Source organism: Luteimonas sp. KH_071 (genome assembly GCF_057838005.1).
The window spans coordinates 3,154,520-3,171,555 of sequence record NZ_CM174458.1 but is presented as its reverse complement, the minus strand read 5'-3'; the positions used below and the strand labels follow the sequence as shown (position 1 = coordinate 3,171,555).

Annotated in this window: 17 protein-coding genes; 7 read left to right on the top strand and 10 right to left on the bottom strand. The window is 63.2% G+C overall.

Annotation, left to right across the window (positions count from 1 at the left end; translation table 11 throughout):
* The first annotated feature begins 76 nt into the window (after nt 1-76).
* The 4 genes from ubiE (at nt 77) to AC3IRM_RS14625 (ending at nt 4,664) form a co-directional block, all read left to right on the top strand.
* Nucleotides 77-838 (top strand): bifunctional demethylmenaquinone methyltransferase/2-methoxy-6-polyprenyl-1,4-benzoquinol methylase UbiE, encoded by a 762-nt coding sequence (gene ubiE / locus AC3IRM_RS14640; protein WP_489203817.1) that lies wholly within the window; start codon nt 77-79, stop codon nt 836-838.
* 94 nt (nt 839-932) lie between these two features.
* Nucleotides 933-2,948 (top strand): M1 family metallopeptidase, encoded by a 2,016-nt coding sequence (locus AC3IRM_RS14635; protein WP_489203816.1) that lies wholly within the window; start codon nt 933-935, stop codon nt 2,946-2,948.
* A 4-nt stretch (nt 2,949-2,952) separates the two neighbouring features.
* Nucleotides 2,953-3,936: an alpha/beta fold hydrolase gene (locus AC3IRM_RS14630; RefSeq protein ID WP_489203814.1), complete on the top strand. Its 984-nt coding sequence runs from the start codon at nt 2,953-2,955 to the stop codon at nt 3,934-3,936.
* Nucleotides 3,933-4,664 carry a hypothetical protein gene (locus AC3IRM_RS14625; protein WP_489203813.1) on the top strand — a complete coding sequence of 244 codons (732 nt, stop codon included), beginning with the start codon at nt 3,933-3,935 and terminating at the stop codon, nt 4,662-4,664. The genes AC3IRM_RS14630 and AC3IRM_RS14625 overlap by 4 nt, the downstream gene beginning before the upstream one ends.
* A 90-nt stretch (nt 4,665-4,754) precedes the next feature.
* On the opposite strand, the gene AC3IRM_RS14620 is transcribed toward AC3IRM_RS14625, so the two are convergent.
* Both AC3IRM_RS14620 and AC3IRM_RS14615 read right to left on the bottom strand, forming a co-directional pair.
* Entirely contained in the window at nt 4,755-5,195 is a 441-nt protein-coding gene (locus AC3IRM_RS14620) for a hypothetical protein (protein WP_489203812.1), read from the bottom strand.
* 86 nt (nt 5,196-5,281) lie between these two features.
* Entirely contained in the window at nt 5,282-6,796 is a 1,515-nt protein-coding gene (locus AC3IRM_RS14615; RefSeq protein WP_489203811.1) for an MATE family efflux transporter, read from the bottom strand.
* A 416-nt stretch (nt 6,797-7,212) separates the two neighbouring features.
* Here AC3IRM_RS14615 and AC3IRM_RS14610 point away from each other — a divergent pair, with 416 nt between their 5' ends.
* Nucleotides 7,213-8,697 carry a peptidoglycan-binding protein gene (locus tag AC3IRM_RS14610; protein ID WP_489203810.1) on the top strand — a complete coding sequence of 495 codons (1,485 nt, stop codon included), beginning with the start codon at nt 7,213-7,215 and terminating at the stop codon, nt 8,695-8,697.
* Between the two features lie 238 nt (nt 8,698-8,935).
* The gene (locus AC3IRM_RS14605) at nt 8,936-10,540 is read left to right on the top strand and encodes a hypothetical protein (protein WP_489203809.1); all 1,605 of its coding nucleotides are present in this window, start codon (nt 8,936-8,938) and stop codon (nt 10,538-10,540) included.
* Between the two features lie 487 nt (nt 10,541-11,027).
* On the opposite strand, the gene AC3IRM_RS14600 is transcribed toward AC3IRM_RS14605, so the two are convergent.
* From AC3IRM_RS14600 to AC3IRM_RS14590, 3 genes are all read right to left on the bottom strand, one after another.
* Nucleotides 11,028-11,231 (bottom strand): hypothetical protein, encoded by a 204-nt coding sequence (locus AC3IRM_RS14600; RefSeq protein ID WP_489203808.1) that lies wholly within the window; start codon nt 11,229-11,231, stop codon nt 11,028-11,030.
* Nucleotides 11,232-11,319: 88 nt separating this feature from the next.
* A complete protein-coding gene (locus AC3IRM_RS14595) occupies nt 11,320-11,670 on the bottom strand; it encodes a ribonuclease E inhibitor RraB (RefSeq protein WP_489203807.1) in 351 nt (116 codons plus the stop codon).
* 491 nt (nt 11,671-12,161) lie between these two features.
* Nucleotides 12,162-12,485: a DUF3658 domain-containing protein gene (locus AC3IRM_RS14590; protein WP_489203806.1), complete on the bottom strand. Its 324-nt coding sequence runs from the start codon at nt 12,483-12,485 to the stop codon at nt 12,162-12,164.
* Between the two features lie 974 nt (nt 12,486-13,459).
* Here AC3IRM_RS14590 and AC3IRM_RS14585 point away from each other — a divergent pair.
* Nucleotides 13,460-13,624, top strand: coding sequence for a hypothetical protein (locus AC3IRM_RS14585; protein WP_489203805.1), 165 nt, complete (start codon nt 13,460-13,462; stop codon nt 13,622-13,624).
* 48 nt (nt 13,625-13,672) lie between these two features.
* On the opposite strand, the gene AC3IRM_RS14580 is transcribed toward AC3IRM_RS14585, so the two are convergent.
* The 5 genes from AC3IRM_RS14580 to AC3IRM_RS14560 form a co-directional block, all read right to left on the bottom strand.
* A complete protein-coding gene (locus tag AC3IRM_RS14580) occupies nt 13,673-14,245 on the bottom strand; it encodes a hypothetical protein (protein ID WP_489203804.1) in 573 nt (190 codons plus the stop codon).
* 58 nt (nt 14,246-14,303) lie between these two features.
* Complete coding sequence (locus AC3IRM_RS14575; protein ID WP_489203803.1) at nt 14,304-14,741, bottom strand: hypothetical protein; 438 nt, start codon at nt 14,739-14,741, stop codon at nt 14,304-14,306.
* A 911-nt stretch (nt 14,742-15,652) separates the two neighbouring features.
* Nucleotides 15,653-15,949 carry a hypothetical protein gene (locus tag AC3IRM_RS14570; protein WP_489203802.1) on the bottom strand — a complete coding sequence of 99 codons (297 nt, stop codon included), beginning with the start codon at nt 15,947-15,949 and terminating at the stop codon, nt 15,653-15,655.
* A 57-nt stretch (nt 15,950-16,006) separates the two neighbouring features.
* Nucleotides 16,007-16,384 (bottom strand): hypothetical protein, encoded by a 378-nt coding sequence (locus tag AC3IRM_RS14565; RefSeq protein WP_489203801.1) that lies wholly within the window; start codon nt 16,382-16,384, stop codon nt 16,007-16,009.
* A gap of 56 nt (nt 16,385-16,440) precedes the next feature.
* Complete coding sequence (locus AC3IRM_RS14560; protein WP_489203800.1) at nt 16,441-16,923, bottom strand: SMI1/KNR4 family protein; 483 nt, start codon at nt 16,921-16,923, stop codon at nt 16,441-16,443.
* Nucleotides 16,924-17,036 lie beyond the last annotated feature (113 nt).

Genomic DNA, 17,036 nt, shown 5'->3' with positions numbered 1-17,036 from the left:
GAGTCTGACCGCAGCAGCGCGCGGGGTCGAGCCGGCATACACGGGCGCGCGCCGGCGGATGAGGGATAATCGGCCCATGAACGACGACTCCAGCAAGACCGGCACCACCCACTTCGGTTTCCGCGACGTCCCCACCGGGGAGAAGCAGAAGCTGGTCGGCGAGGTGTTTTCTTCGGTCGCAGGCAACTACGACCTGATGAACGACCTGATGAGCCTCGGCATTCACCGGGTGTGGAAGCGCTACTTCGCCGCGACCGCGCAGGTGCGCACCGGCGACCGTGTGCTCGATCTGGCCGGTGGCACCGGCGACATCGCCGCGCTGCTGAAATCCCGTGTGGGCGAGTCCGGCGAACTGGTGCTGGGCGACATCAACGCCTCGATGCTGCGCGTCGGCCGCGACCGCATGACCGACCGCGGCAACGTGCGCGGCTTCGAGTATGTGCAGTGCAACGCCGAGACGCTGCCGTTCCCGGACGCCAGCTTCGATCTGGTGACGATCGCCTTCGGTCTGCGCAACGTCACCGACAAGGACGCCGCGCTGCGCGAAATGTTGCGTGTGCTGAAGGTCGGCGGCCAGGCCCGCGTGCTGGAATTCTCGGAAGTGAAGGCGGACTGGTTCAAACCGATCTACGACTTCCATTCCTTCCAGATCATGCCGCGGCTCGGCAAGCTGTTCGCGCGCGACAGCGACAGCTACCAGTACCTGTCGGAATCGATCCGCAAGCATCCACCGCAGGACGCGCTCAAGGGCATGATGGAAGCGGCCGGTTTCGCGCGCTGCAGGTACCGCAATCTCAGCGGCGGCATTGTCGCGATCCACGACGGGTACAAGACCTGAATAGGGCGGTGGGCCATTGACGTGGCGCAGCACACCGGAGGCAGGGCAGGGCGCACGGTAGAATCTTCGGCTTGTCCCCCGCGTGGATTTCCTGATGCGCCCATTCCGTTCCGCCGTCGGCCTGCTGGCACTGGCCGTTCTTGCGCTGACCGCATGCAACCGTGATGCAGCGCCTGCCGCCGAGCCGGCCGCGCCGCCTGCCCAGGCTGCCGCCGTCGATCGTGACGAGCATTCCTATGCCGAGCCCGACAAGGTCGTCACCGAAGACCTGGCGCTCGATATCGCGCTGGACTTCGATGCGAAGACCATCGCCGGTACCGCGACCTACACGCTGCAGTGGAAGGACCCGTCCGCGACGCAGCTGGTGCTCGACACGCGCGACCTGACGATCTCGAAAGTCGAAGGCGAAGCCGCCGGCGGCCAGTGGCAGCCGCTGCAGTACGCGCTGGCGCAGGCCGACGCGACGCTCGGCAGCAAGCTCACCATCGAAACACCCGAGCGCAACGCTAAGGTCCGCGTGACCTACGTGACCTCGCCGGACGCCTCGGGCCTGCAGTGGCTCACGCCGGAGATGACCGAAGGCAAGCAACTGCCCTTCATGTTCAGCCAGTCGCAGCAGATCCATGCGCGTTCGTGGGTGCCGCTGCAGGACACGCCGGCGATCCGCTACACCTACACCGCGCACGTCACCGCGCGTCCGGACGTCATGGTGCTGATGAGCGCCGACAACGATCCGGCCGCCCAGCGTGACGGCGATTACACCTTCAAGATGCCGCAGAAGATTCCGTCGTACCTGATGGCGATCTCGGCCGGCGATCTGGTGTTCCAGGAGATCTCCGGTCGCGCGGGCGTATGGGCCGAGCCGGCGATGATCGATCGCGCGGTGGCGGAATTCGCCGACACCGAGAAGATGATCGCCACCACCGAGCAGCTCTACGGTCCGTATCGCTGGGAGCGTTACGACCTGCTGATCCTGCCGCCGTCGTTCCCCTACGGCGGCATGGAGAACCCGCGGCTGTCGTTCATCACCCCGACCGTCATCGTCGGCGACAAGTCGCTGGTTTCGCTGATCGCGCACGAGCTCGCGCACAGCTGGTCGGGCAATCTGGTGACCTTCTCCAGCGCCAAGCACGGCTGGCTCAACGAGGGCTTCACCAGCTACGTCGAGAACCGCATTGTCGAGTCGCTGTACGGCAAGGAAGTCAGCGACATGGAGTACGTGATCGCGCGTAACTCCCTGCGCGAGAACATTGCGTCCATGCCCGAGGGCACGCAGGCGCTGGCAGTCAAGCCGGACGTCGCACTCGATGCCGACGACGCGCTGAGCGCGGTGTCCTACGACAAGGGGGCGTGGTTCCTGCAGTTCCTCGAGCAGCGCTTCGGCCGCGAGAACTTCGATACCTTCCTGCGCGGCTACTTCGACCACTTCGCGTTCCAGAGCATCACCACCGAGCAGTTCCTCGCGTACGCGAAAGAAAATCTGTTCGACAAGTTCCCCGACACGGTAACCGATGCCGAGATCCAGGAATGGGTCTACGCGCCGGGCATTCCGGGTTCCGCGCCGCAGGTGATGTCGCGCAACTTCGGCATCGTCGATTCCGCGCGTCTGGCGTGGCTGGGCAGCGCGCAGCTGCCGCCGCGCCAGATCACCGACGCGTGGTCGACCCAGGAATGGCTGCACTTCCTCGAAAGCCTGCCGCCGACGTTGACCGTCGAGCAGCTGGCGCAGCTAGATGCGGCGTACACGTTCACCGGCACCGACAACGGCGAGATCGCGATGCGCTGGTATCCGCTGGCGGTACGCAGCGGCTACACGCAGGCGAACGAGGCGCTGGCCGAGTTCACCACGCGCGTCGGCCGTCGCAAGCTGATCATGCCGATCTACACCGCACTGGTGCAGACGGAAGCCGGCCTCGCACTGGCGAAGCAGATCTTCGAAACCGCGCGTCCGGGGTATCACCCGATCACCACCGGTTCGGTGGAGACGCTGATCAACCAGGCCAAGCCAGCGCCCGCACCGGCACCGGCTGAAGTGCCTGCGGCCGATGCGGCCGATGCGGCCGATGCGGCCGCGCCTGCCGATCCGGCGGCGCGGGCGCCCGCCAACTGAGGCGATGCAGGCATCGAGCCATCCGTTCGCGGCCGCCCTCGTGGCGGCCGCGTGCGTTGCGGTCATCGGTGTCGCCGTATTCGCGTGGGTATTGCTGCGCCAGCCGCGACAACTGATCCGCGCCGAGTACGGGCGCCAGCGTCGAAGGCTGCGGCTGAGCGTGCATCGCGCGCGCATCGACGGCCTGCGCTGGTGCTGGACCGAACGCGCGGGTGCCGATACCGTAGCGCCGACACTGGTGATGCTGCACGGCTACACCGGCAGCAAGGAGAACTGGTACCGGCTGGTGCCCGAGCTCGATGCGCGCTATCGCCTGGTCATGCCGGATCTGCCGGGCTGGGGCGACAGCGAACGCATCGCGAATGCCGACCACGGCTTCGTCGCCGAGGCCGCGCACGTCGCCGCGTTCCTGCGGCATCTCGATACCGGCCCGGTCGTGCTGCTGGGGCATTCGATGGGCGGCGGCATCGCCGCACTGGTCGCGGCGAAGTCTCCCGATCTCGTCGCGCGCGTCGGTCTGCTCGATGCGGCCGGCGTGCACTTCGAAGACAACGCCTTCGGTCTTGCGGTGCTCGATGGTCGCAATCCCTTCGGCATCGAAGACACCGCGTCGATGGAGCAGTACCTGTCCGTGCTGTTCCACGAGCGCAGTGCGCGGCCACCTCTGCCATGGCCCGGCGCGATCGCCTTCGTACGCCATCGCCGCAACGAGGCCGCGTTCGAACAGGCCGTGCTCGACCGCATCGGGCGCAGCGACGAACGGTTCGCGCCCGGCGATGCGGCAGGCGACATCCGTCAGCCCGCCGTGCTGGTCTGGGGCGCGCACGATGCGGTGATCGATCCGAGTGCGATGGCCCTGTACGCTCAACGCATGCCGCAGGCGCGTCAGGTCCTGCTCGACCGCAGCGGCCACATGACCCTGATGGAGCAACCGCGCGAGGTCGCCGACGCGGTGCACTGGCTGATCGAACGAGGAACGCCCGCATGACATCCCGACACCTGCTCGCCACCGCGCTGCTCGCCGCGTTGTTGCCGTTGACCGCCTGCCAGGACCGCGAAGCCCAGGCTGCCGCGCAGGCGCAGGCCCAGGCCGCCGCCGCAGAAGAACAGGCGGAAGCTGGCGAGCGCGATTTCGAAGCCGCTGTCGCGATCGAGAACTGGGCGCTGGCGAAGGCGCAGGCCGACGTATTGCTCGCACGCTATCCCGACACCGCCGCCGCGGAGCGCGTGCGCGCGAAGTTCGACGACGTTGCGGCGAAGGGTGACGCGGTGCGCGAGACCGCGCGCACGCAGGCGCTGTGGAGCTACAACACCGCCAACGTCGAAAGCGGCGAACAGCTGTCGGCGGCGATCTACGCGAAAGACACCATCGACGTTGACGGCACCGGCGCGAAGCGCGTGCAGCTGATTTTCCGCGACCACCCGTCCTGGGGACGCAGCAGCTACCTCGTACTGCAGGCCGGCGATTTCGACTGCTATCCCAGCTGCCGCGTCAACGTGCGCGTCGACGACGGGGAACCACGCCGCATGGCCGCCAACCGACCGCAGACCGACGAAGCCATCGCCATGTTCATCGACGACGAGCGCGCGCTGTGGCGTCTGCTCGACGGCGCGAAGACGGTGTCGATCGAGTTCCCGGTGAAAGCGGGTGGTACGCGCACAGCGTTGTTCGAAGTGGCGGGACTGGAGCGGACGAAGCTGCCGAAGTGGAACTGAGGCAGGGGTCCGTTGCGGCCTGCGCGCATCCAGCGCCGGTGATCCAGCGGCTGCGGCATCCGAGGCGCTAGCGCGGACCTGCGCGCTCGATCAGCGACAGTTCGCCTGGGCCAGTGCAAGGCGCTGGCGTGCTGCATTGTCTTCGCGTGTGGCGGCGCGTGCCTGCGCATCGCGTTGCGCGCGCAGGCCGCTCCGGTCGGTGGGATCGGCGGCATCGCCACCGCGCGCCGCGCGCTGGGTGTCGACGGCCGCCGCGCGTCGCTGCGCCGTCGCGACCCGCGCGGTGGCCGTCGGCTCGATCGTGGCGGTGGCCCGTTGCAGGCAACGCGCGCGGGCTGCCGTGTCGGGTGCGGGTTCCGCGGCGCTGCGTGTCCCGCTTGCAGTGGGAATGCGCGGCGCGGGCTCGATCTGGCGCAATGCCTGGCCGGCCACCGGCGGCGGATCCGCCGGATTGCGCAACTGCTGCGCGAACGCGGGCGATGCGGCGACCGCGGTCAGCAGCAACAACGTCAGCACATCGGCGATACGCATGGCAGGCAGGTCCGGAAGCGCAAGGTGCACGTCCGCCCTAGATGCCGTCGCTGCGTCGCGGGGTCAAGGCGGCGCGGGAGAGGGGTTCAGGCGCGGGCCGGCCGCCGGGCGCCATGCGCGGGTTCGCCATCGTGCGGATCGACGCCGGCCACCGGGGCCGGCGGATGTGCCGGCACTTCTGAAGGAATCGCGCCCGGCTCGCGCGGCGCATCGCCGAGCATGCGCGCGCGACGCCAGCCGCCCCAGCGGTAGTAGCCGATGGAGAGCAGCATCGCGAGCAGCGCGCTCGCTGGAAAGCTCCACCAGATCGCATCCACGCCCAGCACCGGCTGCATCAGCGTCGCGAACGGCACGCGCACGCCCCAGAGCGTGACCGCCAGGATCAGCAGCGGCGGCATGACCGCACCGGTGGAGCGCACCACGCCGAACAGCACGAAGGTCACGCCGAAGAACAGGAACGACCAGATCGCGATGCGGTTGAGATGCCGCGCGGTCTCCAGCGCGACACTGGTATCGCCGAGGAACAGCGACAGCGCCGCGCGGTCGAGCAGCAGCAACAGCGCGATCAGTCCGCCGGTCATCAGCACGTTGAAGCCCACGCCGGCGGCGGCGATGCGCGAGACGCGGTCCCAGTGCCCGGCGCCGACGTTCTGCGCCGCCATCGTCGAGCACGCCGCGCCGATCGCCATCGCCGGCATCTGCACATACGTCCACAGCTGCAGCGCGGCGCCGTAGCCCGCGGTGGTGTCGACGCCGTGCGCATTGACCATCGAAATCATCGCGATCATCGCCGCCGACAGCATCACCATCTGCAGGCCCATCGGCAGGCCCTTGGCCAGCAGCGCACGCACGATGGTCCAGTCGGGCCGGTACAGATGACGCTCGGTGCGATGGATCCACAGGCGATGCCGGCGATGCCGCAGCCAGGCGAGCAGGGCGGTCAGGCCGAGCGCGTTCGCGATCAGGCTCGCCAGCGCCGCCCCGGCCATGCCCATCACCGGCAGCGGTCCGACGCCGAGCATCAGCATCGGCACCAGCACGATGTCGAGTGCGACCACCAGCAGCAGGAACAGGAACGGCGTGCGCGCATCTCCGGCGCCGCGCAGGATCGCCGACAGGAACGCGAATGCGTACAGGAACGGCACCGCGAGGAAGATCAGTTTCAGATACGCATCCGCATGCGGCAGCGCTTCGGCCGGCGTGCCCATCCACAGCAGCACGGGGCGCGACAGCGGCAGTCCGACCAGTGCGACCAGCACCGAGGCGGTGAGAAAGAACGTCGCACTGGTGCCGATGACGCGTTTCGCGCCCGGCAGATCGTCACGTCCGATCGCCTGCGCCACCAGGATCGTCGCGGCCATGCCCACGCCGAACACCGCGCCCAGCAGCAGGAACAGGATGTTGTTGGCGTTCGCGATTGCCGCCAGCGCGCCTTCGCCGAGGAAGCGCCCGATCCAGACCGCATTGACCGAGCCGTTCAGCGACTGCATCACGTTGCCACCCAGGATCGGCAACGCGAACGCGAACAGTGTGGGCGCGATCGCCCCGCGGGTCAGATCGCGTGGGCGGGCGGGGGTGTCGGCAGATCGGCGTCGCGGCATGCGCGCATTCAATCGGGAAACGGATCGCGGTGCGGTGAGGATGTGGGTTGGGCATGTTTGGAGCGGAGCGGCAGAGCGGGTGCGCGGGGTTCGAGCACCTCTCCCTTCGGGAGAGGTCGAAGCGCGCAGCGCTTCGGGTGAGGGTGAGGAATCGAACCCGTCGCCAGAAGCGCCCGCTGCCGCACCCGAGCACCCCGTATCAGTACGGGCCGGCTCTTCTCAAGGAGGGTGAGAGATCAGAGCAGGCGCCACGGACGGTTCGTTTCCACCAGGGCTTCCGTGCGTAGGACGCGGGCATCGAAAGCCAAACTGTGACCCATGCACGCTGGGGCATCCCCCATCTGTCGCGCCTGCCCGGACGCCCGGACACTGCAGGGGTCCGGGGGATGTGTGCCCGACCGATCCAGGAGCCCGCCGTGAGCCTCAACGCCGTCTCGTCATCCGACACCAGCAATCGCCTGCAGGACCTGTCGCCCCCGGGCGAGGCCACCCAGTCGTACACCGCGCAGCGCGGCGACACGCTGTCGCAGATCGCCAAGGCCCACGGCGTCAGCCTCGAAGGTCTGCTGGCTGCGAACCCGCAGGTGCTCAATCCCGATGTCATCTATCCCGACCAGTCCATCGCGCTGCCCGCCGGCACCAGGGCGCTCAGTGGCGACGTAGCGCCGGTCAATGCCGCGGCGCCGGCGAATGCGGCGCAGGGCACCTACAGCGGTGGTCCGCTCGATCGCACCCAGCTGGCCCAGCTGTTCCACGAGGCCGGCTTCCGCGGCGAGAACCTGGTGAGCATGGTCGCCATCGCGATGCGCGAATCCAGCGGCGATCCCGCCGCCTTCAACGGCAACCGCGCCACTGGCGACCAGTCCTACGGCCTGACCCAGATCAACATGCTCGGCGGCATGGGTCCCGAGCGCCGCGAAGCCTTCGGCCTCACGTCGAACGACCAGCTGTTCGACCCGCAGACCAATGCGCGCGTCGCATTCGAACTGTCGAACAACGGCACCAACCTTTCGCCGTGGGGTGGCTACAAGGGCCTGGCGAACACCTACAACACCGACGTGTCCGCAGCACGCGCGGCGGTGGCCGACGCACAGGCGCAGGGCCTGCTGGGCACGCCGTTCAACGGCGGCGCGCGCACCGGGGACGCCGTGCCCGTGCAGCAGCGCGCACCGGCCTCGGCCACGCCGACGCTGGAACGCGACGACCGGGGTCCCGCGGTCGTCGATCTGCAGAACCGCCTGGCAGCGGCGGGTTTCAGCCCCGGCACGGCCGACGGCATCTTCGGCGCCCGCACCGAGAGTGCGGTGCGCAGCTACCAGGCCAGCCGTGGCCTCGAGGTCGACGGCATCGTCGGTCCCAATACCTGGGCCCAGCTCAACGGCGCGCCTGCGGTCGATCCGCCGCCGGCAACCGAGCCGGTGGCGCCGGGTGAGGTCGCCCGTGTCACCGATGGTCCGAGCAACGCGCGCATCGCCGGCCTGCATCCCGAACTGCGCGGCCAGGCGGCCGAGTTCGTCAACCGTGTGGAGCAGGAACTGGGCATCACCCTGCGCGTGACGCAGGGCATGCGCACCTACGCCGAGCAGGATGCCTTGTACGCGCAGGGCCGCACCACACCGGGCGACATCGTGACCAATGCCCGCGGTGGACAGAGCAACCACAATTTCGGTACCGCCTTCGACGTCGTCGAAGTGCGCCCGGACGGCAGCATCAACTGGAGTCCCGACTGGGATGCCATCGGCCGCGTCGGCACCGACATGGGGCTGGAGTGGGGTGGCAACTGGACGACCTTCGTCGACCGCCCGCACTTCCAGCTTGATACCGGCCTGAGCACGGCGGATATGCGGAATCGCATCGCGGCCGGCAACGTCGACGCGGACGGGTTCGTCAATCTGCGTTGATGCCGTGGCTGGGATGACAGCAGAACGTCAAGGCGCCGAGAGGCGCCTTGATTGATTGCGGATGCATGCGGCTGAAAGTGTCCCGGCTGAATGCGTGTAAGCAAACTGCCCGTTGGAGTCGGTTCATTCGAAACCGCGAAATGGCCGGGCCCGCGGTTGCACCTAGGGTCGCCCCCTAATGGAGCTGCGTGCAGGCATCGCACTAGGGTTGGCATATCGTCCGCAGGCAGATCCCATCATGACCGACATCGACAAGCTCGCATCCGACATTCTTGACGTCGGCGACCGGTTCCTCCGAACCGACGACTACGAAGCGCGAATGGATCGCTTCGCCGAAGAAATCGAGGGTCTCGACCCTTCGGCTCGCAACCAGCTGTTCGACGAAATTCTGGAACAGGACAGCGGCGCGCTGATGTCGTGGCTCACGGTCGATCGACTCAACGGCATGGTGGGCGAGGGGCGCATTTCGGACCAGGAGCGTGGCGCCATCTTCGATGCATTCGGCGACGCCTATGTCGATGGCGACATCTCGTTCCAGGATGCCATGCAGTTCACCAACGTCTTCGGATCATCGGCCGTCGGGCCGCTGGGTCTGACGCCCGACCCTGGCGCCATCGATTCGCTGGTCGGCACGTTGACCGGCAGCAACAGCCCGTACGCCTCGGAGTTCATCGAAAAATTCTCAGGCGAACTCTTGCGCGAGCGTGTGCTGACCGATCCGCCGTCGTTGTTGCCCGGCGAGCAGGGTCCCTATGCCGGCATTCTCCTCAACGCACTCGACCAGGCTGGCGGAAGCAGTGCCGTCAACTCGGTGCTGGGCACGCTCTCCGGCGATCAGCAAACCGCACTGCGCGATGCGCTGTCCGCCGATGGGCGCAGCTTCGAAAATCCAATGCTCGAGGGGGCGAATGTTCGCGACCCGATGGCGATCTACGTCGAAACCGTATCCCGTCACGGCAGCAGCGCCGAAGCACTCGATCTGGTGCGCTTCGTCAACGAACACTCGTCCGGGAACATCATCGAGAACCAGTACTACGACGGCGACAACAAGCCGCTTGATGCACGTGCCGAAGCCCTCGGAGAGCTTTTTGTCACGCACGGTGACGCAATCCTGACCGACCTGACGGTCGCCAATCCCACGCAAACGAGCGGCTCCGCCAATGATCGCCAGACCGTGATTGGGGACAACCTCGCCGCGCTGTCCAATCTCGTACGGATCACCGGTCTGAACCCCGAGAACTCGCGCTCGGCGCAGGTGATGGATCTGCTGGGTGACTTCACTGCCGAGAATATTCGTGTCGGCAATGCAGCCGAGAACACCGATTCCAATGGTGATGGCGTTGTCGACGGCGCCGACATCGAGGCGATCGACGCTGGCAATGGACGCGCCGCGATGATCGGCGCGGTGATGCAGGATGCAGTGAGCAGTGGTTATGTGGATCTGCGCGCCGAGATTGCCGCGCGTGATGCATTCATGGGCTTCATTCTCGACACCGCCATCTCAGCGATCCCCGTGGGCGGTGACCTCGCCGCCGGCGCGATCTCCGATCACCTCAAGGGAGCGTTGGGCGGTCTGAGCGACAGCGTGCGTGACCAGATCACGGAGTCGCTCTCTGCAATCCCGAAGGACCTGCTGACCAACGCGCAGGGCCAGCTGACCGATCAGGCCAAGGCAGCGATCATCGAGGCGTTGCCGGAGGATTTCCAGTATCTGGAGGGAATCAAGGACGAGTCCAACACGTTCATCCTGGACACCATTCTCGAAGCCAGTAACCGTGATTATCAGATCAGCGAGTCAGTGGGCGAGTACCGTAGCTATATCGATGGGTCACGCGGTGGCTGATTCGTGAGCATTGAAATACGTTGATCACGCAGGGCGCGAAAGCGCCCTGCGTTGTCTCAGCCGCTCACGAGTGGAAGTAGCCCCTCGAATCTTCATCGGCAGTATCGTGAGATCACTGTTGGCGTTCACGGAAATGCTCAGGTTCTCAGTAGCCTCAACGGCCCGTGACCCCTCCTGCAGTACAAAGTTTGCGATATGTCCGTGCGGCTCACCATTAGCGATCGAATTGGAGCACGGGTTTTGGCTGGCAAAGCTACGACGCGCGAAGACACGCCAGTTGCTAGATTTTCTTCAGCTGCTTCCCTTACGACGCCGGCCGCCGCACGTACACTTCTATGCAGGGCTGATCGGCTGAAGAGCAGGCAGCGGCAAAGAGCGCCAAATGATCAGTGGCCGAAAATATGTCATGAGGCCTGACACATGAATTGAGCCGCGTCGCGAAGCTGCGTCAACTTGAATGAAGTGTTAGGCCGTGGGCCGGTGAATGTCACGGCAATGGACCTAAGCGCGATAGCCATGATTTCTTGCCGCCGAACGCCGCGAAGAGCGAGTTGCCGCCAAGCAGGATCAAGGCAAAGCCTCCACCAAGACGCCAAGCAAGTGTCAGATGATCTTGGACAAGCGCAATGATGCCGGCGCCAAGCAGAACAACGCCGAGTCCCGCTGAGAAGATGCGGCCAACCTTGTTCATCGAATTACCATGACTGTTCGATACGACCCGAGCGGCCTAACGCCTGAATTAAGCCGACCCACGAAGCGGGTTCGGCTTGAATGAATTGTTAGGTGTGCGCCACTTGGACGACACATCCCCAACCGTCATATTCCAGCCCGAACAATTCACAAACGCAGGCCATGAACCCAGATACAGACTGGATGGTGTGCTGCTCGATGGACATGTGAACGACGACAAGAACACTGGGCGAATCCTCTAGGTCCTGCGCGGTTGCGACCCCGTACTGGTAGTCGTTAATAAAGCTAGCCACGGTAGTAGCCTTTTCGGCGGATGCCGCCCTCAGAAGGAATTCGACGTCGCGCGGGACAGCAAAGCGATCTCCTTGCCCGTCCAGCTTGCGAAGCAAGTCGGTGTCCGAGACGGCTGTTGCTATGAGTGAGTCAATTGCCATATGCATGACACCAAGTGGATAGCGCGTAGCCAATGTCATGGCTGGACAGGCTCATCAGGAATGGAATCAAGAGTGCGATCAGTTAGGGCACGATACGCTTGAAAGAGCGCTGCGAACGGTGGCTCCTGACCCGCAAAGTATCCAATTTGATCCACTGAGCCGTCCTTAGCATTCCGCGTGATCCAAGATGGATGTGCAGGATGCCCCAACTTAGTGAAGGCAAAGTGCATCACTCGGTCGGGACTATGCAGGACCTCAAGATGCTCGTCACGGAACTGACGCAGCGATGCTCCGTAAGCGTCAATGACCGTGCGGCGATACCACTCCCATTGAGCCTCAGTGATTTGAGCCTCAGGAAACGGCTAGAATATCGGTTTCTCGCCACCGTGGGCCGCAACCGAAGCAAATAGAAGAATGACGCTTATGAGGAGCTTGGTCATGGCACCTAACGCTTGAGTTAAGCCGTGCCGCGAAGCGGCATCGGCTTGAATGAATTGTTAGGCCTCACCGGCCTGCACTGGAATGCGAACCTCGCTGTAGCGCATGCGAGAAAGGTCGCCTCGTGACTCTAGCCGAATTTGAGCCACCAGCGAAGCAACGCGTTGAGCATAGAAGACGTCAGGTATGCCAGGAACCCGTCCAGGCAGGGTGCCCATGACGGTACCAACGACAAAAGCAACCTTCCGCCAATTACGATCCGCAGCTTGCATTACGGCCTCGTCGATTGCTTGAACTTGCTCCGGCAGAAGAGCTGCGATCAGCTTGAGTGCTTCGGCGTCCGGCGTTGGATCAGCGAACTCATGATTTTCTGAAGTTGCCATGACGATCCTTGTGAGGCCTAACGCCCGAATTAAGCCGCGCCGCGAAGCGGCGTCGGCTTGAATGAATTGTTAGGCAGCTGCCCGTGGAAAGCCGGCCACCATGGCCTATTTGCTAGAGTCAGAGCGCACTTGCCACGCAAAGCTGAGGATAACCCCGGCAACCCCAATTGGCGTGCAAACCGACCAAGCAACCCAGCCGGGGGCATCCGAAGGAATCAGTAAGAAGGCGACGGCGCAGAGAGCAACAGTGACTGCCATGCCAACGTAAAGGCGCCAAGAGAGAAAGAGCTCTCCGAGTTCCAGCAGATCAAGAAGCGCCATTCACCGTCTCCAGCTGCCTAACGCCTGAGTTAAGCCGCCCCGGAACGAGCAAGCTGTGAGGCGAGGATGCCACAGCAACCAGACCTTTGAACGAAGCCTGCGGAACGGGGTCGGCTTGAACGAATTGTTAGGCGCCCGAGCCGCAAGAGGGCGACAGGGCAGCAGATGCAACGCGCCCCCACTGGCCGAAAGCCGAGGCGTACGGGCGCGCACCTGGTGGAGTCCGCGTTGCCGAAGCGACGAACAGTTGGAGGCGTGAGCGCCAACGCTCCATAGCGCTTGCGCCTGCGGAGTGTTGCCGAAGGAAAGCCGACGAACTCCGTGCGCCGCCTCGAGCCGAGGCCACCAGCAATGAGCGGCCGAATTTGCTCGACAAGCGACGCACCAGAGGCCTGATGAGCTTTGCGAGTGCAACGTGTGAGGCAGCTGCAACGGAACAGCTCTTGAGCGCCTAACACCTGAATTAAGCCGACTTGCGAAGCAAGTCGGCTTGAATGAATTGTTAGGCCGCACTACGTGGCAGCCTGACTGCGATTACAACATCAAGTGCTAGAGATACTGCTGTAAAGAGAACTGCGCCTGCAAGGAACGTATTTGTCAGTATCAATGAGTCGCTGGATAGCAAGAAGCGAAGAAAAGCGCCTGGAGCCCCGATGGCGCATAGTATTGCAAGAGATCCCGATGCCACTGCGGAGAAGCGCACCAAAGGCCGCCTGTCCTCCAAGCCGAACTTGATCGCGAAGATATTGATCGCAGTTGCGATGGTGAATATGAGTAAAGCTGCTAGGACTCTCAAGGAACTCTCACTTGCGGCCTAACACCAGAATTAAGCCGTGCCGCGAAGCGGCATCGGCTTGAATGAATTGTTAGACCGCGAACCTGATACTTATGCATCCGGCGGCGACCAGCGTTGCTAAGAGTGCAGCACCAGAAAATAGAATAAGCGACCCCCACTTGGTTGCGCGATAGATTGGCTCGCCCTTCTTTACGCGCTCCCACTCCGCCTTGAGAACGACTTGAGTGTCGAAAAGTAACGACTCGACTGCTTTTGTGTGCGCACCAACATCTTTGTCGTCTATCCCCTCAAAGCGAACCGTTCTTCTGAGCTTGCTGATTAACTCTTGGTGCTCTTCTGGGTTGAGGCGGAGCTCGATGCGAGCCTGCATGAGTTCAATTTTTAAGAACTCTTGCTTTAGTGATCTTATGAACTCATCCGTATCAACGCCAGATTTGGCGGACATTGGCGTGGAGCTGGTGATGTGGTGGTAGAGGCTCGCCAGTTCGGCGACGTCGTTCCGAAGGCCTTCGATCCACGCCTGCCGGAATTCCGATGTCTTGTTCTCCTTGGTGAACACACTGGCAATGAAAGCAATTGCCCCAGCGATGCAAGCTGCAGCAATAGAGCCAATGATTGGTATGAGTTCGCGGCTAATTTCCATAGCGGTCTAACACCCGAATTAAGCCGACCCGCGAAGCGGGTTCGGCTTGAATGAATTGTTAGGCGCCACCCGACTGCTCATGCTTAAGTTTGAGATCCTCACGCATCTTGTGCCATTGCTGCTCGCCATTCTTGTTCATTCCGGAGTGCCGGCGTTGAAGCGCCACCCCCAGATTCCAAGCGTCGTCAGCCTGCTTTAGTAGAGCAGCTTCAGCTAGATCCAGCCCTCTTTTTTCATCGACAATTGAGTCGAGCTGATCGAGGATAATCTCCCGGTACTTGTGTGGCTTAGACCAAAACGTAGTGTTCGCACTTAGGGTCTCCACAAAGTACTCAGACTGCAGTTTAACGGTCTCCTTGCGTTGGTCCGAGACAAGCTTAAGGAGACCGGCGATTGAGTTCCTCCGTGCATCACGGCGAGCAAGAAAAGCAATGTATCCGACAACAACCGCGATCATTATCTGAGCAATCTTTGTAGCTATTTCGAGGCTATCCATATCAGCTCCGTGGCGGCTAACACCTGAATTAAGCCGACCCGCGAAGCGGGTTCGGCTTGAATGAACTGTTAGGCGGCAACCTACCGCGGCCGGGGCCGGAAGGAAAGCCAAAGGCCAAGGCCCAACATCACCATCCAAACAGCCAGGTACAGCAATGACTCCCCGGTGGTTGGTGGAGTGCCAAATGGGTCCGAGTCGTTGGCATGTTGGGTTCCGCGCGGATCTAGCAGCGCGAGAACTGAAACTACACAGCCCGCGAACGCGAACATTGAAAGAAGTGCGCCTGAGAATTTTGCGAGGAGTCTCATTGACGGCTAACACCTAAGTTAAGCCGAGACGCGTAGTGGAGCGAAGCACATGGCAAGCTTTTCCTGCCATGTGCTTTGCGTAACGAAGCGGCTTCGGCTTGAACGCATTGTTAGGCCGCTACCGGGGAAGATGCTGCTCAATCATGTCAGCGTATTGATGCATGCCGCGCTTGCGGAGCTCTTGAACAAAAACTGGCCATGGCGGGATGTTGCTCATGTAAGGCTCCGGACCGACCGACATGCCGCCACCCGGGCCTACAGAAAGTCCGCCGCCTGGGCCAACGGACAACCCGCCGCCTGGCCCTACCGAAAGGCCACCGCCTGGTCCGACAGAGAGTCCGCCACCCGGACCTACGGAGAGCCCGCCGCCCGGGCCAACCGACATGCCTCCACCGGGCCCTACTGAAAGCCCGCCTCCGGGGCCAACAGATGCGCCACCTCCCGGCCCAACTGACATGCCACCACCTGGCCCAACAGAACGTCCGCCGCCAGGTCCGTAATTTTGGTTTCTGTTCCACATGTGTCACCTCGCACAGGGATGCTTTAGCGGCCTAACGCCTGAGTTAAGCCGACCCGCGAAGCGGGTTCGGCTTGAATGAATTGTTAGGCGTCATGGCCGGCGATCTCGGACAGCCAATGAACACCCCCAGGATCTGCCAAGGCAAAGTGCCCCAGGGCGGGACTGTGGGTAATAGTGCCGTTGAAAAGTAGGGCATCCGGCCCGCCGGCAGGGCCAATGTCTTCTTGGACGAAAGTAAAGCGCGTACCCATCGCTAAGTCCGGAGTAAGGCCCAAGGCAAGTAGGTCATCAAGCGTGCCTTGCACCAAGGCGAACGAGCGCTCCGCTAGATGGGCGTTACCGTCGAAGTAAAGTTGCGGGTGCGCGGTTTTGATCTTCATGACGCCTAACACCTGAATTAAGCCGCGCCGCGAAGCGGCGTCGGCTTGAATGAATTGTTAGGCCTGGGCCTGCCACCACTCGGGCGGGTACTCGCCGGCCGCGACCATAAGCTGCGCTTCCGAGCCTACCAGCTCGAAGTACTGGTGGGCAGGCGCGCCATGTGCCACGGCGCGGAGCTGTTCGGCAACTCGCGCGACCTCAGATGGCGTGACAAGCCAGCTTAGATGAACGTCGCGTGGCATCGGCGCTTTGGTTAGCCGGAGCTGCGCTCCGCCTATGCGATAGCCCTGTAATTGCAGCACCAGAGACTGGTGTTCGGAGGCAACAAAGGACTCAAGGGCTCTTGCTAAGCCTTCGATCTCTGCGGGCTGGCCCGCAACCAGCAGGGTGTTCCCGCCTTTGAATTCTTCGAAGTAGCCAAGATCTAGCTGCACGGGCCTAACGCCTGAATTAAGCCGCGCCGCGAAGCGGCGTCGGCTTGAATGAATTGTTAGGCCTCATACGTGGTGTCCGGCACCAGGCCCGCGAGGAACGCCGCGAAGGACGGGGCAATTTGCACGTCTTCATCGCACTCAGCGTCTATCCACGCAACCGATGGAGAGTCTCCAGCCCGATAGTCGAGCGTGATCCAGTAGTGACCGTCACCAGAAAGCAGAACTTGCTTGGGTGGAAGCCCCCACTCTTGCGTCATGTACGCGGTGCTCAATAGATTCTGGGCAGTCCCATGCTCTGGATCAGTGACGATTCCACACAGATCGTGCAGCGGGACATGGTCCTTGGCCCAGCTTGTAGGCTGGCCCATCGGGTGTGCAAATCCCGCTGTGTATCCACCGTTCTGACGTTGAAGTAGCGCAAGGAACTCGGTGGGTAGCCGCACCTCCAAGCTTGACTCGGCGACGGCGACCATCTCATCTGTGAGCGGTGGATGATTGTAGTAGTTCTCTGCCCAGAAGCTTGCGAGATCAATTGGCATGAGGCCTAACACCTCAGTTAAGCCGACTTGCGTAGTGGAGGCTTTGGCGCGGCAAGCTTTTCCTGCCGCGCCAAAGCCGTAACGAAGCAAGTTCGGCTTGAACGGATTGTTAG